Source organism: Rhizobium sp. Root149 (assembly GCF_001427345.1).
Lineage (GTDB): Bacteria > Pseudomonadota > Alphaproteobacteria > Rhizobiales > Rhizobiaceae > Neorhizobium > Neorhizobium rhizoryzae.
Map to the genome: position 1 here is coordinate 380942 of NZ_LMGD01000020.1, position 13616 is coordinate 394557.

General features: G+C 57.4%; 15 protein-coding genes. 8 read left to right on the forward strand and 7 right to left on the reverse strand.

What is annotated here, in order from left to right; translation table 11 throughout:
- Positions 1-5: 5 nt before the first annotated feature.
- The 5 genes from ASD54_RS13970 to trmB all read left to right on the forward strand — a co-directional run bounded on the left by ASD54_RS13970 (position 6) and on the right by trmB (position 5587).
- Positions 6-1169: a hemolysin family protein gene (locus ASD54_RS13970; RefSeq protein WP_062555205.1), complete on the forward strand. Its 1164-nt coding sequence runs from the start codon at positions 6-8 to the stop codon at positions 1167-1169.
- Between the two features lie 100 nt (positions 1170-1269).
- Positions 1270-2871, forward strand: a complete 1602-nt coding sequence (gene lnt, locus ASD54_RS13975; RefSeq protein WP_062555206.1) for an apolipoprotein N-acyltransferase — start codon at positions 1270-1272, stop codon at positions 2869-2871.
- A gap of 147 nt (positions 2872-3018) precedes the next feature.
- Positions 3019-3438, forward strand: coding sequence for a helix-turn-helix domain-containing protein (locus ASD54_RS13980; RefSeq protein WP_062555207.1), 420 nt, complete (start codon positions 3019-3021; stop codon positions 3436-3438).
- Positions 3439-3629: 191 nt separating this feature from the next.
- Positions 3630-4868, forward strand: coding sequence for a methionine adenosyltransferase (metK, locus tag ASD54_RS13985; RefSeq protein ID WP_062555208.1), 1239 nt, complete (start codon positions 3630-3632; stop codon positions 4866-4868).
- Positions 4869-4879: 11 nt separating this feature from the next.
- The gene (gene trmB, locus ASD54_RS13990) at positions 4880-5587 is read left to right on the forward strand and encodes a tRNA (guanosine(46)-N7)-methyltransferase TrmB (protein ID WP_062555209.1); all 708 of its coding nucleotides are present in this window, start codon (positions 4880-4882) and stop codon (positions 5585-5587) included.
- 193 nt (positions 5588-5780) lie between these two features.
- Here trmB and ASD54_RS13995 read toward each other — a convergent pair whose 3' ends face one another.
- The 4 genes from ASD54_RS13995 to rmuC all read right to left on the reverse strand — a co-directional run bounded on the left by ASD54_RS13995 (position 5781) and on the right by rmuC (position 8803).
- Positions 5781-6038 (reverse strand): DUF1150 family protein, encoded by a 258-nt coding sequence (locus ASD54_RS13995; RefSeq protein WP_062555210.1) that lies wholly within the window; start codon positions 6036-6038, stop codon positions 5781-5783.
- 43 nt (positions 6039-6081) lie between these two features.
- Positions 6082-6510 carry an Hsp20 family protein gene (locus ASD54_RS14000; RefSeq protein ID WP_062555211.1) on the reverse strand — a complete coding sequence of 143 codons (429 nt, stop codon included), beginning with the start codon at positions 6508-6510 and terminating at the stop codon, positions 6082-6084.
- 156 nt (positions 6511-6666) lie between these two features.
- A complete protein-coding gene (locus tag ASD54_RS14005) occupies positions 6667-7566 on the reverse strand; it encodes a ribokinase (RefSeq protein ID WP_062555212.1) in 900 nt (299 codons plus the stop codon).
- A 49-nt stretch (positions 7567-7615) separates the two neighbouring features.
- Positions 7616-8803 (reverse strand): DNA recombination protein RmuC, encoded by a 1188-nt coding sequence (gene rmuC, locus ASD54_RS14010; RefSeq protein WP_082547211.1) that lies wholly within the window; start codon positions 8801-8803, stop codon positions 7616-7618.
- A gap of 123 nt (positions 8804-8926) precedes the next feature.
- Here rmuC and def point away from each other — a divergent pair, with 123 nt between their 5' ends.
- Genes def through truA form a run of 3 tightly spaced genes read left to right on the forward strand, consistent with a single transcriptional unit; the run spans position 8927 to position 11174 of the window.
- Positions 8927-9439 (forward strand): peptide deformylase, encoded by a 513-nt coding sequence (gene def, locus ASD54_RS14015; RefSeq protein ID WP_062555214.1) that lies wholly within the window; start codon positions 8927-8929, stop codon positions 9437-9439.
- 50 nt (positions 9440-9489) lie between these two features.
- Positions 9490-10425, forward strand: coding sequence for a methionyl-tRNA formyltransferase (fmt, locus tag ASD54_RS14020; protein WP_062555215.1), 936 nt, complete (start codon positions 9490-9492; stop codon positions 10423-10425).
- On the forward strand, positions 10425-11174 hold the full coding sequence (truA, locus tag ASD54_RS14025; protein WP_062555216.1) for a tRNA pseudouridine(38-40) synthase TruA: 750 nt from the start codon (positions 10425-10427) through the stop codon (positions 11172-11174). Before fmt ends, truA begins: the two co-directional genes overlap by 1 nt.
- On the opposite strand, the gene ASD54_RS14030 is transcribed toward truA, so the two are convergent.
- The 3 genes from ASD54_RS14030 to dapE are packed head-to-tail and all read right to left on the reverse strand — an operon-like array spanning position 11171 to position 13593.
- On the reverse strand, positions 11171-11767 hold the full coding sequence (locus tag ASD54_RS14030) for a hypothetical protein (protein ID WP_062555217.1): 597 nt from the start codon (positions 11765-11767) through the stop codon (positions 11171-11173). The genes truA and ASD54_RS14030 overlap by 4 nt on opposite strands.
- Positions 11768-11795: 28 nt before the next feature.
- Positions 11796-12413, reverse strand: a complete 618-nt coding sequence (locus ASD54_RS14035; RefSeq protein WP_062555218.1) for a hypothetical protein — start codon at positions 12411-12413, stop codon at positions 11796-11798.
- Positions 12400-13593 carry a succinyl-diaminopimelate desuccinylase gene (gene dapE / locus ASD54_RS14040; protein ID WP_062555475.1) on the reverse strand — a complete coding sequence of 398 codons (1194 nt, stop codon included), beginning with the start codon at positions 13591-13593 and terminating at the stop codon, positions 12400-12402. The genes ASD54_RS14035 and dapE overlap by 14 nt, the downstream gene beginning before the upstream one ends.
- Between the last annotated feature and the right edge of the window lie 23 nt (positions 13594-13616).

The window sequence follows — 13616 nt, forward strand, 5'->3', positions numbered from 1 at the left end:
GAACCATGAACGAGATTTCTACCAGCGCCGCGCAGAGCGGCACCGAAGCGGATCAGTCATCTTCTGATGAAGGTGGCAGTCCGTTAAAACGTGAGCCGAGCAGTCGCAACGGCAATTCCTTCTGGGCGAGAGCCATACGGCTTCTGCGCCCGGCGCAAGGCGAGCGGCTCCGCGAAGATCTTGCCGATGCCCTTTTGACCGATACTGCGGTGGGTGCGGCATTCTCGCCTGAAGAGCGCGACATGTTGCACAATATCCTTCGTTTCCGGGAGGTTCGGATCGAGGATGTCATGGTGCCGCGTGCCGATATCGAAGCAATCGATATTACGATGACACTGGGCGAGTTGCTGATCCACTTCGAGGAAACAGGTCGCTCCCGAATGCCGGTTTACAGCGAAACACTGGATGATCCGCGTGGCTTTGTCCATATCCGTGATCTTCTATCCTATCTGGCCAAGCAGGCACGCAACAAGCGAAAGACCTCCACCGCCAAGACGGTGCAGGTGGATGTGGCGCCGGATGCGGTTTTGAAGGAAAAGCCTGCACGCGTGCCAAGACCGGCCTTCGATCTGGGACGCGTCGATCTCAGCAAGACCGTGGCGGAGGCAGGCCTCATTCGCAAAGTGTTGTTTGTTCCGCCATCCATGCTCGCGTCGGACCTGCTGCGAACCATGCAGGCAACCCGCACCCAGATGGCGCTGGTCATCGACGAATATGGCGGCACGGATGGACTGGTAAGCCACGAAGACATCGTCGAGATGGTCATTGGTGATGTCGATGATGAACATGACGATGAAGAAGTCATGTTCTCTCGCATTGGCGAGGATGTCTGGCTCGCCGATGCCCGTGTCGAACTGGAAGAGATCGCGGAAGCGATCGGGCCGGACTTCGACGTTGCCGAGCAATTGGAAGACGTTGACACACTGGGAGGATTGATCTTTTCGGCGCTCGGTCGCATTCCGGTGCGCGGAGAACTGGTTCAGGCGGTTCCCGGTTTCGAATTTCAGATTCTTGATGCCGATCCGCGGCGCATCAAGCGTGTCCGCATCGTTCGGCGCAAACAGATCGTCGCGCGCCGTCGCTCGCCCAAGGGAGAGCACGAAGCACCGATTTCCGAGCCTGAGGCAGTGGCCTCAACGCCACGCGCCGAAGAGCAGACATCCTCCTGATGATCTTTTGACCCTTTGAACCTTCCTGCTAAACAGTTGGCGGGAAGGCCGCACCTTATCGGCCGAATCGATTCGTTGAGCGGATCCGAAAGGGGTGGGAATGGAGCGTCTGGCGAGTAGGGTCATTCTGCTATGGGGCTTTCATCGGGCTCTGCTTGCTGTTTTCGCCGGAGCGATCGGAGCTTTGGCCCTTCCTCCGTTCTCGTTTGTCGCAGCCCTGTTCATCTCCTTTACGCTTCTTGTCTGGCTGATGGACGGATGTGCCAGTGCGCCTGGAACCGGCATTCTGGGACGGTGCCGAGCGAGCTTTGCCCTCGGCTGGCTTTTTGGCTTCGGTTACTTCGTCGCCGGGCTCTGGTGGCTGGGCAACGCGCTGCTGGTGGACGGGGATGAATTCGCCTGGGCGCTGCCGTTGGCCATATTCGGTCTGCCTGCATTCCTTGCGCTTTACTATGGCTTCGCGACAACGCTGGCAGGTCTCCTGTGGTCGGAGGGCTTTGGCCGTCTAGCAGCGCTTGCCGTCAGCTTTACGCTTGCGGAATGGCTGCGTGGAATTCTGCTGACCGGCTTTCCGTGGAACGCCATCGGCTATGGCGTCATGCCGATCCCGATCATGATGCAATCCGCGCACGCCATAGGTGTTCTGGGCGTGACTGCCTGCGCAGTCTTTGTTTTATCGACACCCGCACTTTTCGGAACGCGTCGCGGATTGATAACGGGTGTCGTTCTGTCGCTTCTGTTGACCTGCGCCCATTTTGGTTATGGCTATTACCGCTTGAACCAGCCTCTCCTCAACGACCCAAAGGCCTCGAATACGCCTTTCACCATAAGGATCGTTCAACCCTCCATCGATCAGGCAAGAAAGATGGACAGCAGGGAGCGGCAGGCCGTTTTTGAAGAGCATCTTTCACTGTCATCGCAATCCCCGAAGCCGGGCCAGAGAAGGCCGGATATCATTGTCTGGCCGGAAACTTCCGTGCCGTTCCTTCTGACGGAAAATCGCGATGCGCTTTCACGTATTGCAGATGTGTTGAGCGATGGACAGGTATTGATTGCAGGTGTGGTGCGAGCCGAAGGGGGAGCAGCGGGCCAGCCGACCCGCTACTACAATTCGATTTACGCCATTGACAGCCAGGGGCAAATCATCGGTGCTGCCGATAAGGTTCACCTCACACCTTTTGGCGAATATCTTCCCTATGAGGCGCTTTGGAACTCGGTCGGAATCGGCAATATCGTCAATATGCCCGGTGGCTTTACTGCTGGTTCAACCCGCTCGCCCATTACGCTACCAGACGGAAAGTCCCTCTATCCGCTGATCTGCTACGAGGCGATTTTCCCGGATGAAATCACGTCCGATATCGCCAAGGCCTCTTTCGTCCTCAACCTGACGAATGACGCCTGGTTTGGAGATACGCCAGGCCCCTACCAGCACTTCCTGCAATCCCGCCTGCGTGCCGTTGAAACCGGTCTTCCCCTGATTCGTGCCGCGAACAGCGGTATCTCTGCAATCATAAATCCTCATGGTGAAATCTTGCAGGGTCTTGATTTTGGTCAGAAAGGGTTTCTCGATTCCACCATGAGTGGACTTTATGTCTCTGATTGGAACAGCTTTGTACGCAATACCAATTTCTGGTTGATTTTCATATCACTGTTCATGATTGCAGTTATTTCGCGCTTAGGTTACAAAATAAAGCTCAATTGACCGCAAACCCCTAAAATTGCATAGTGCCCGCGCACGTCGTGCCGCCTTATTGCAATCAGCCGTGTGGGCAGCGGATATTAGCAATAACGTATATTTGCACGTTCTGCGGGCTGTGGGGACAATTGAGAAAAAATTAGGACGCGTGAAATGATGGAAAATAAGAAGAAGCCGAATCCGATTGATATACACGTCGGAAGCCGCATCCGACTTCGGCGCACGATGCTGGGGATGAGTCAGGAGAAGCTGGGAGAAAGTCTCGGCATCACCTTTCAGCAAATCCAGAAATACGAAAAGGGCACGAACCGCGTCGGGGCGAGCCGCTTGCAGAATATTTCGAGCATACTGAATGTACCTGTTTCATTCTTTTTCGAAGATGCGCCAGGTGAGCAATCTTCCGCTCCGGGCGGCATGGCAGAGGCATCGAGTTCAAATTACGTGGTCGATTTCCTTTCCTCGTCGGAAGGTCTTCAACTCAATCGCGCTTTCGTCAAGATTTCCGATCCCAAGGTCCGTCGCAAGGTTGTGGACCTTGTGAAGGCCCTGGCCGCCGACGGTGATGTGGACTGACGTTGACCACATTGTTCGGGAAGAAGCGGTCGAAAGGCCGCTTTTTTCATTTGAGGCAGAAAAAATAGGGAAAGCTACCCTTCTTAAACCAGACTGTGCCATATAAAGATATATTTATGTGGTTCTGTCCTTGTCATGACGATTGGAAGTGACTAGGACAGTTGCGGTTTGTTCTTGAGGGGAATCCCAGCATGCGCGCCAATTACCTGTTCACCAGCGAGTCTGTCGCAGAAGGCCATCCTGACAAGGTTTGCGATCGTATCTCTGACGAAATCGTGGATCTCGTTTATCGTGAGGCGGCCAAGACGGGGGTCGATCCCTGGAAGGTGCGCATCGCCTGCGAGACGCTTGCGACGACGAACCGTGTGGTCATCGCCGGTGAAGTTCGCCTGCCGCCGAGCCTGATGAAGCAGGACAAGAACGGCAACGAGGTCATCAATCCCTCAAAGTTCAAAGCTGCAGCGCGCCGCGCGATCAAGGACATCGGCTACGAGCAGGATGGCTTCAACTGGCGCACCGCCAAGATCGACGTCCTGCTGCATTCCCAGTCCGCCGATATTGCCCAGGGCGTGGATAACGCCGCCGACCATCAGGGCAATGAAGGGGCTGGCGACCAAGGCATCATGTTCGGTTACGCCTGCAATGAAACGCCGGACCTGATGCCGGCGCCGATCTACTATTCGCACCGCATTTTGCAGTTGCTCGCAACCGCACGCAAGAAGGGCGAAGGCGATGTGGGTAAACTGGGACCTGATGCCAAGAGCCAGGTTACTGTGCGCTATGTCGACGGTAAGCCCACGGAAGCCGTATCCATCGTTCTTTCCACGCAACATCTGGACGAAAGCTGGGACTCGGCCAAGGTCCGCAAGGTTGTCGAACCCTATATTCGCGAAGCCCTTGGTGATCTGAAGATTGCCGACGATTGCAAGTGGTACATCAATCCAACCGGAAAATTCGTCATCGGTGGACCGGACGGAGACGCAGGCCTGACAGGCCGCAAGATCATCGTAGATACCTATGGCGGTGCAGCGCCCCACGGCGGCGGTGCCTTCTCGGGCAAGGATACGACGAAGGTCGACCGGTCGGCTGCCTATGCAGCACGCTACATCGCGAAGAATGTCGTGGCAGCGGGATTGTCCGAAAAGTGCACGATCCAGCTGTCCTACGCGATCGGTATCGCCCAGCCGCTGTCGATCTATGTTGACCTGCACGGCACTGGCAAGGTAACCGAAGACCAGGTCGAGGCGGCTATCCGCCAGGTGATCGATTTGTCGCCAACCGGCATTCGCCGTCATCTCGACCTCAACAAGCCGATCTATGCAAAGACGGCTTCCTATGGACATTTCGGGCGCAAGGCCGGCCGCGACGGTTCGTTCTCCTGGGAGAAACTGGATCTCGTAAAGCCGCTCAAGGAAGCTCTGAAAAACTGAGGATAAAAGCGATGGACTCCGAACGTCGGTCGCGCGCCACCGAGGCGTTTTTCGGCCGGCGCAAGGGTAAACCATTGCGGGAGCGGCAGGCCGACATGATGGCCACCAGACTCCCGGAACTGAAGGTGGACTTGTCCCAGCCCGCACCCGCGGCACTGGGGCAACTTTTTCCAGAGCCTGTTGAGCGTATTCGTCTGGAAATCGGCTTTGGCGGTGGAGAGCATCTCATCCACCGTGCCAAGGAGAACCCGGCAACCGGTTTCATCGGTGTCGAGCCATTCATCAATTCCATGGCTAAATTGCTGGCCCATGTCGAAGAAGCGGGCGTGAACAACATCCGTCTTTACGACGATGATGCGACGGTACTCCTGGACTGGCTTCCCGACGCATCACTGGATCAGATTGATCTGCTCTATCCGGATCCATGGCCCAAGAAAAAGCACTGGAAGCGTCGCTTCGTGTCGCAGGTCAATCTCAACCGCTTCCATCGTGCCTTGAAGCCGGGCGGCCTGTTTTGCTTTGCCTCCGACATTGACACTTACGTCAACTGGACATTGCAACACACCCATTCGCATGGCGGTTTCGCCTGGACGGCGCAAGAGCCAAGAGATTGGCTGACGCCGTTTGCGAACTGGCCCAGCACGCGCTACGAGGCGAAGGCTCGCCGCGAAGGTCGTTCATCCGCTTACTTGACCTTCGAGCGCGTTTTGATCGTTTGAAGTGCCAATCGGTTTGGCTTGGGAAGATCGCAGCGATAAATAACTCTTGGGCAGCCCGTCATCTAAAGCATGTCGCGCAAAAGTGCGCCGCGTTTTCGCGATAACGACATGCGTGAAAACAAAGAGTTAAAGCGTCAGGAGCGAATCTGAAAGATCGCGACGCGCTTTAATACCATGACGGGCCGTTTGCCTCTCAGTGGAGGCTGACGGTCTTCAAGTCGTCTTCCGCTGCCTTGAAAAAGGTGCTGGAACGGTTATCCGTCAGAAGGATCGGTGTGCCATCGGCCCCGAAAAGCGCCCAGAGGTCAAGGCCGGGATCAATTTCCGGAGCTTCCGGAAAGCAGCGGCTGACATCTTCAAGGCGCATCTTACGAATGTAACCCACTTCGCCAGCGCCAAGATGCGCAAGTTCGTTGAGTGTCAACTGGGCTGAGGTGTTCTTCAGGAGCATGGACGCCTCCGTCTTACTGATTCTGGCAAAACTGCCACGAAGATCAGTCTGAGACGGAAATATTAATTTTTCGCACCATGCGCTCCGGTTCCGGCCGTACGAGATCGACCGAGAGCAACCCATTCTTCAACCCGGCGCCTGCGACCTGCATCCCATCTGCCAGAACAAACATTCGCTGGAACTGGCGCGCGGCAATACCACGATAGAGATATTCCCTCTCGCCCGGGTCAGCCTGGCGTCCGCGAATGATGAGCTGGTTTTCCTCCACGGTGACGTCCAGATCGTCTTCGGCGAAACCGGCAACAGCCAAGGTGATGCGCAGCTTTTCCGGTTCCCCTCCAATGCTCGGGCGCAGGCGCTCGATATTATAGGGAGGATATCCGTCATTGGCCTTGGTCAGGCGTTCGAGTGTCTTCTCCATTGTGTCGAAGCCCAGGAGAAGCGGGCTGGCAAACGGTGTCATCCGGCTCATCAAACAGTCCTTGAAACAAGCGACCTATCACGCACCCTTACGGCATGCGGCTGTGCGACAGCATATGGGAACTGGGATCGGCAAGTGCAAGCGCCTGTCTGGATCCTGTGATGCAGCAGCCTGCCGACCTTGCCTGCTACAGGAATCTCCCCGGTATCAGAGATGCCCTGCAACGCCGTCCGAAGCGGGAATCGATGGCTGTGCACCGGCTTCCAGGCATGCAAGGGAACCGGCGATGGCCGCGCGACGGAGTGCCGCGGCAAAGTCAAAACCCTGGTCAAGGCTTGCAGCAAGATAACCACAGAACGTATCTCCTGCTCCAACGGTATCGACGGGTGTTATCTTGAGGCCAGTTGCTCTCAGGATCTGCCCCTTGTGGATCGCTACCACGCCATCGGCACCGAGCGTTACCACCAGCGTCTGGCCGGTTCTTTCTGCCATCTGCTGCATCTCAGAAACGCGTTCATCAGCTGAGAGACCAGACCGACCAATGAGGAGTTCGAATTCGGTTTCGTTCGAAACGACGATATCCGCGAGGCCAGCCAGCCGGATTGCGTCATCCGTCAAAGGGGCCGTGTTGAAGATGGTGGTGGTTCCTTGCGTCTTGGCAAGACGAAACGCAGTTTCGATCGCGCCTGCGGGCACTTCCATCTGCATCATCAGGATGTCCCGTTCCGACAGCAGGCCAACACTTTTCTCTGCGTCCTCTGCAGAAACAGCCCCGTTGGCGCCGGGCACGACCGCGATCATGTTCTCGCCATCACCGCCCACGAGAATGATGGCTGTTCCCGTTGGGTCGGAAACCGGGCGCACCGTATCCAGTAGCACGCCTGCTTCCTTCAGCAAGGCGAGCGCGGGTTCCGCAAAGCCGTCCTCACCCACGGCACCCGCCATGCGAACAGTGCTGCCTGCACGCCGCGCCGCCAGTGCCTGGTTCGCGCCCTTGCCGCCAGCAGCTGTTGTGAAGCTTTGTCCCGCAACGGTCTCGCCCGGTTTCGGCAAACGGGTGGTGGTGGCGATGAGATCCATGTTGATGGAGCCGAAAACGGTAATCATGATATGTGCCTGTCGTGTCGAACTGTTTTGAAGACACTGCCCGACAGCATCAATCCTCGTCAACCACCCTCAGCTTCAGCATCCCCGTTCTGCTTTCAACGCTTTTCGGTTCCACCGTCGTTGCTTCGGCTGGAGTTGATTCGCGCGCCAGGTCGAGAGAGGCAATGCGATCTCCGCGGCGGACAAGCTTGTCGGAGGAGGTCAGGATCTGCTCCACGTCCTTCTGCGCCGCCGCGAAGTGTGATTGCAGTTTTCGCGTCCGCTCATCCAGACGACCGAGATCGTCCATCAGGCTTGCGACTTCGCCCTGGATGAGATGGGCCTGCTCGCGCATACGCTGATCCTTCAGCACAGCCTGAATGACCTGAATGGACAACATCAGCAAGGAAGGGGAGACTATGACGATGCGCGAACGTTGCGCCTTCGCGACGCACGCCTCGAAGTGCTCGTGAATTTCGGCAAAGATCGACTCGGAAGGCACGAAAAGAAAGGCCGTCTCCTGTGTTTCACCTTTGAGGAGATATTTTTCCGCGACATCGCTGATGTGCTTTTCCAGATCACGACGGAATTGTTGTGCTGCGACCTTGCGCAGGTCCGGCTGTGTGGCGTCCCGGAATGCATGCCAGGCTTCCAGCGGAAACTTGGCATCGATTACCAGCGGCGGAGTGTCGTTTGGCATGTCAATCAGACAGTCGGGCCGCATTCCATTCGAAAGGGTCGCCTGGAATTGATAGCTGCCCTTCGGCAAGGCATCGGCGATGATGGCTTCCATCCGGCCCTGCCCAAAGGCGCCGCGGGTCTGCTTGTTGGAAAGAATGGCCTGCAGGCCAACGACGTCCTTTGCCAATGTCTGGATATTGTTCTGCGCCGCGTCGATGACTGCCAGACGTTCCTGCAATTGCCGAAGGTTGTCGTGCGTAGACTTGGTCTGTTCGACGATGCTGCTGCCAAGCCGATGGGCCATGCCATCCAGACGCTGGTTGACGGCGCGATTGAGCTCCGCCTGCCGCAAGCCGATGGCTTCTGTCATCGCGGAAACGCGTCCCTGCATCTCCAACTGCGCCCGCATCAGTTCCGCAAAACGCTGATCCAATGCCTCTCCGCCTCCGGACCGACGGGCTTGTAAGAGCCAGAACAGCAGCGCGAGCACAGCCACTCCTAGCACGATGAGGAGAGTGCTGTTGCTTTCAACGAGCTGCATGAAACGGTCTGTATTCGAAAAGTCTTGGCTTTGCATGACCGGAAGCTAGCCCAACCGTGTCCAGATAGGAAGATCAAAACAAGAACAAATTGCATTTGCGTTCCTTTTGACGCGTGCAGGGATGTTCCATCTTGCAAAAAGATCGGCTATGGGAGGCGCATGACGATCAAGCCGCTTATCATTCTTCCCGATCCTCTTCTGCGTCAGGTTTCCCAGCCGATCGAGCAGGTGGATTCCGACGTTCTCAAGCTTGCTGATGACATGCTGGAGACCATGTATGACGCGCCGGGCATCGGCCTGGCCGGGATCCAGATTGGCGTTGCGCGCCGCATTCTCGTGGTCGACGTCTCGCGCGAGGATGAGGAAAAGAAGCCGATCGTCATCATCAATCCCGAGATCGTCAGAAGCTCGGACGAGCGCTCCGTTTACGAAGAAGGTTGCTTGTCGATCCCTGAATACTATGCGGAAGTCGAGCGTCCTGCGGCAGTGACGGTCAAGCATGTCGGTCGGGACGGCAAGGAGCACCTGCTTGAGGCTGATGGCCTGCTGGCAACGTGCCTTCAGCATGAGATCGACCATCTGAACGGTGTGCTCTTCATCGATCATATCTCGCGGTTGAAGCGTGAAATGGTCATCAAGAAGTTCACCAAGGCTGCCAAAGCCAAGGTTTGAGCGCGCACGGCGCTGATCTTCAATACGTACCGGTCAGGATGGAGGTCTGAATGGCTCTTCGCATCATCTTCATGGGGACGCCGGATTTTTCCGTGCCGACTTTGAAGGCTCTGGCCAAGGCGGGTCATGAGATCGTTGCCGTCTACAGCCAGCCGCCTCGTCCGGGTGGCCGGCGTGGCTTGGATCTTCGAAAATCCCCCGTCCATCAGGCTGCGGAAGAACTGGGCATACCGGTCTTCAACCCGGTCAACTTCAAGGATCCTGAAGATCGGCAGATATTCCGGGCCTTGAATGCCGATGTGGCTGTCGTTGTCGCCTACGGGCTTCTGCTGCCGGTCGAGATCCTCGAGGGTACGAGGCTTGGCGCCTATAATGGCCACGCGTCGCTTCTTCCGCGCTGGCGTGGTGCAGCGCCCATTCAGCGCGCAATCATGGCCGGGGACGCAAAGACCGGCATGATGGTGATGAAGATGGAAAAGGGGCTGGATACGGGCCCTGTCGCGCTGACGCGCGAGGTCGCAATTGGCGCGACCATGACCGCAGGCGAACTGCACGACATCCTTATGGAGCAAGGCGCAGAGGCCATGGTGGAAGCCATGGCTAAGCTGGAAGATGGGAATCTGCCGCTGGTTACCCAGTCGGAGGATGGCGTTCTCTACGCCTCCAAGATCGACAAGAGCGAAACCCGCATCGATTTCACGCGCCCAGCCATTGAGGTGCACAACCACATTCGTGGTCTTTCGCCGTTTCCTGGCGCATGGTTCGAGGTTGAACTGGGCGGCAGGCCGGAACGTATCAAAGTTCTGTCGAGTGAGTTGGCAGACGGAAATGGCCAGCCGGGTGAGGTTCTGGATGATCGCCTGTCCATTGCCTGCGGCTCTGGTGCGGTCCGATTGAAGCGACTGCAAAAAGCCGGTGGCAAGCCCCTCGACGCACAGGAATTTCTGCGCGGTACCCAGTTGCCGCCCGGTCTGAGGATTGGTTGATGCCACGCTACAAGATGGTCGTGGAGTATGATGGTACGCCCTATGTGGGCTGGCAGCGCCAGGAAAACGGCCATTCCGTTCAGGCTGCAGTCGAAGCGGCCATACAGTCACTGACCTCGGAAACCGTTGTCATTCGCGGAGCGGGCAGAACGGATTCCGGCGTTCATGCGCTGGGTCAGGTCATTCATGCCGATCTTTCACGCGAATGGGCGCCTTTCAAACTGCGCAATGCGCTGAATGCACACCTGATGATGGCGAGCGAAAAGGTGTCGATCATCGATATCAATCGGGTGTCTGATGATTTTGATGCCCGTTTCTCGGCGCTACGCCGCCACTATCTCTACCGCATCATCAGCCGTCGCGCGCCGCTGGCGATCGAAGCGAAGCGTGCCTGGTGGGTGTCCAAGGATCTCGATCACGAAGCCATGCATGCGGCCGCGCAGATGCTTGTCGGTCACCACGATTTCACCACGTTCCGTTCGGCGCACTGTCAGGCGGCAAGCCCGATCAGGACACTCGACAGGCTGGATGTGACGCGGCAGGGAGAGTTGATCGAGATCCGCGCTTCTGCCCAGAGCTTTCTGCACAACCAGATCCGCTCTTTCGCAGGAACGCTGAAGCTGGCGGGTGAGGGCAAGATGAGCCCGCAGGATGTTCGCGCCGCGCTGGAGGCCAGAAGTCGTGCGGCCTGCGGGCCGGTCGCTCCGCCGGAAGGACTTTACTTCATGCAGGTCGATTATCCGGATTAGCCGGGATAGACGCCGAGAAAGCGTTCCAGGACGTCGGACAGCAGCAGCGACGGCACGATCAGCACCATTGTCAGCGTCGCAATCGTCAATCCCTGCGGACCAATGATCATGCGAAAGATGCGCGACAGGCAGACGACCAGCGCCACGATCGCACCAAGCCAGATGAGAGCGATCAGGCCGGTCAGTCCGGGCATGAGCACCAGCAAGATGCTGAGCAATCCGTAGAGATAGGAAAATGGCACGGACAGCCAGTTAGCCGTGAAAACAATGGCCGGGAATTGTCGGGCAAGCCCCATTGTGAGAGCCATCAGACCGGCAAGAACGAGCGGCACCAGCCAGTTCGAGGCCTCCAGCAGGGCCATGCGGAAAAAGAATATCCCGCCAAGCCGGAAGCCGGGGGGCATGGTTTCCAGAAAGGCAAGCCGCCACCAGATCCAGGAAAAGCCGATGGCCGGAATGCACCAGACGATGGCCCAAAAGGAGCGCATCATTCCACGGTCGGTAAAATCGACCAGTGCCAATCCTGCCCGGTCGCCTTTGACCAGAAGCCAGAGACCAAGCACGTAAAGCTTCACTTCGGAGAAAGAGGGCAAGAATCACGCCTCGCGATGGAACAGGATTTCACGGATAGGGAATATTGAGTCCCAGAGATATTTCAAGTGTGCGGATGGCCCAGAGCGACGCAGCCAGAACCAGAAGCAGGAAACCGCCACGCTTCCACGCTGGGCCGCCCACGAGTGTCAGAAGAATACGCCAGATGAGATAGAGCGGGATTGCGATTGCTACAATCCAGAATGACATATTCAGCATCCAGGACAGGAGGCCGGTTCCGCGTGTCAAATGTAGGATCGGCTGAACTAGTCCGGCGATGGCGTAAAGCACGGGAACGCTGCCCCAGTTCGCCATGACCACCATCGGCCTCAGTAGTGGACGATAACCAAATGCCAGCCCGAACAGGATGGTGCAGATCAGGACGAAGGCCCAGCTCGCCAGTTGCAGCACCATGGCCTGAAACACAAAGATCACATGTCCGCGTGCAGGATCGGCGAGAACCTCGATATAGGCGGCACGAAGCAGGATTGCGTTGAGCAGGAAGATGGGCAGGCAGTAGGCGATGGCCCAGAAGGAGCGTGTCAGACCCTCATCGGAAATGTCGAATAGAGACAGTCCACGGGCATCTCCACGGGCAATCTGCCACAGTCCTCCCCAAAGGGAGCGGACCTCTTCAAGCCTTGGCATTCTCGAACCATTGCTCGATGAAGTGAGCGTAGATATCTGTCAGCTTTTCCAGATCTGCCACGGCCACCCGCTCATCCACCATGTGCATGGTCTGTCCCACGAGGCCGAACTCCACCACCGGGCAGTAGTCCTTGATGAACCGTGCGTCCGATGTGCCGCCTGTCGTGGAAAGGGCAGGGTGCCTGCCTGTCTTCGCCTCGATCGCCTTGGATAGCGACGAGATCAACGCGTCGTCACGGGTCAGGAACACGTGGCTTGGTCGCTCCGACCAGGTGATGTCATAGCGAATGGCGGGGCGGCCTGCGCGCAGTTCCTGATCAGTGGCAGCTTCGTTCAGCCGCCGGATCAGTTCGGCTTGAATGCTGTCAGCCGTCCATGTGTCGTTGAAGCGTACATTGAAGGCAAAGCTTGCCTTGGCGGCAATGACGTTGGTCGCGGAATTGCCTGTGTCGATCGATGTGACTTCGAGATTGGTTGGCGGGAATTCGGCCGTCCCCGCATCGAGTGGCGGGCTCATCAATGCCTTGGTCATGGCCGTGACGGCGCGAACGGGATTATCCGCCAGATGCGGATAGGCCACATGGCCTTGCACCCCATGCACGGTTACGAAACCTGAGATCGAACCGCGACGGCCGATCTTGATCATATCGCCCAGTTGATCCGGGTTTGTCGGCTCGCCGACAAGGCAGGCATCCCAACGCTCACCCTTCGCCGCCGCCCATTCCAGCAGCTTGACGGTGCCGTTGATGGCAGGGCCTTCCTCGTCACCGGTGATCAGGAACGAAATGGAGCCTTTCGGTGCGCCATGCGCTTCGATATGACGAGCGACAGCTGCGACGAAACAGGCAATACCGCCCTTCATGTCAACCGCGCCGCGCCCAAACATCTCACCATTGGCAATATCGGCAGAGAAGGGCGGATGCGTCCAAGAGGCTTCATCGCCAACCGGCACCACATCCGTATGACCGGCAAACATCAGATGCGGCCCGGAGGAACCCAGGCGCGCATAGAGGTTCTCGATGTCAGGCGTGCCCGGCTCGGTAGCCGTGACGCGCTCGACGGAAAAACCCAGTGGTTCGAGCATGGCCGTAAGAGCTGAAAGCGCCCCGCCTTCCTTCGGTGTGACCGAAGGGCAGCGGATCAGCGTCTGCAGGTTCTGGACAGGATCTGTAACAGCCATGATCTCGACAATGCTCACTATGC

Bases quoted from the DNA above. Each gene is read 5' to 3' on its own strand.
- ASD54_RS13970 (WP_062555205.1), top strand. From the start codon at position 6: ATGAACGAGATTTCTACCAGCGCCGCGCAGAGCGGCACCGAAGCGGAT.
- lnt (WP_062555206.1), top strand. From the start codon at position 1,270: ATGGAGCGTCTGGCGAGTAGGGTCATTCTGCTATGGGGCTTTCATCGG.
- ASD54_RS13980 (WP_062555207.1), top strand. From the start codon at position 3,019: ATGATGGAAAATAAGAAGAAGCCGAATCCGATTGATATACACGTCGGA.
- metK (WP_062555208.1), top strand. From the start codon at position 3,630: ATGCGCGCCAATTACCTGTTCACCAGCGAGTCTGTCGCAGAAGGCCAT.
- trmB (WP_062555209.1), top strand. From the start codon at position 4,880: ATGGACTCCGAACGTCGGTCGCGCGCCACCGAGGCGTTTTTCGGCCGG.
- ASD54_RS13995 (WP_062555210.1), bottom strand. From the start codon at position 6,038: ATGCTCCTGAAGAACACCTCAGCCCAGTTGACACTCAACGAACTTGCG.
- ASD54_RS14000 (WP_062555211.1), bottom strand. From the start codon at position 6,510: ATGAGCCGGATGACACCGTTTGCCAGCCCGCTTCTCCTGGGCTTCGAC.
- ASD54_RS14005 (WP_062555212.1), bottom strand. From the start codon at position 7,566: ATGATTACCGTTTTCGGCTCCATCAACATGGATCTCATCGCCACCACC.
- rmuC (WP_082547211.1), bottom strand. From the start codon at position 8,803: ATGCAAAGCCAAGACTTTTCGAATACAGACCGTTTCATGCAGCTCGTT.
- def (WP_062555214.1), top strand. From the start codon at position 8,927: ATGACGATCAAGCCGCTTATCATTCTTCCCGATCCTCTTCTGCGTCAG.
- fmt (WP_062555215.1), top strand. From the start codon at position 9,490: ATGGCTCTTCGCATCATCTTCATGGGGACGCCGGATTTTTCCGTGCCG.
- truA (WP_062555216.1), top strand. From the start codon at position 10,425: ATGCCACGCTACAAGATGGTCGTGGAGTATGATGGTACGCCCTATGTG.
- ASD54_RS14035 (WP_062555218.1), bottom strand. From the start codon at position 12,413: ATGCCAAGGCTTGAAGAGGTCCGCTCCCTTTGGGGAGGACTGTGGCAG.
- dapE (WP_062555475.1), bottom strand. From the start codon at position 13,593: ATGGCTGTTACAGATCCTGTCCAGAACCTGCAGACGCTGATCCGCTGC.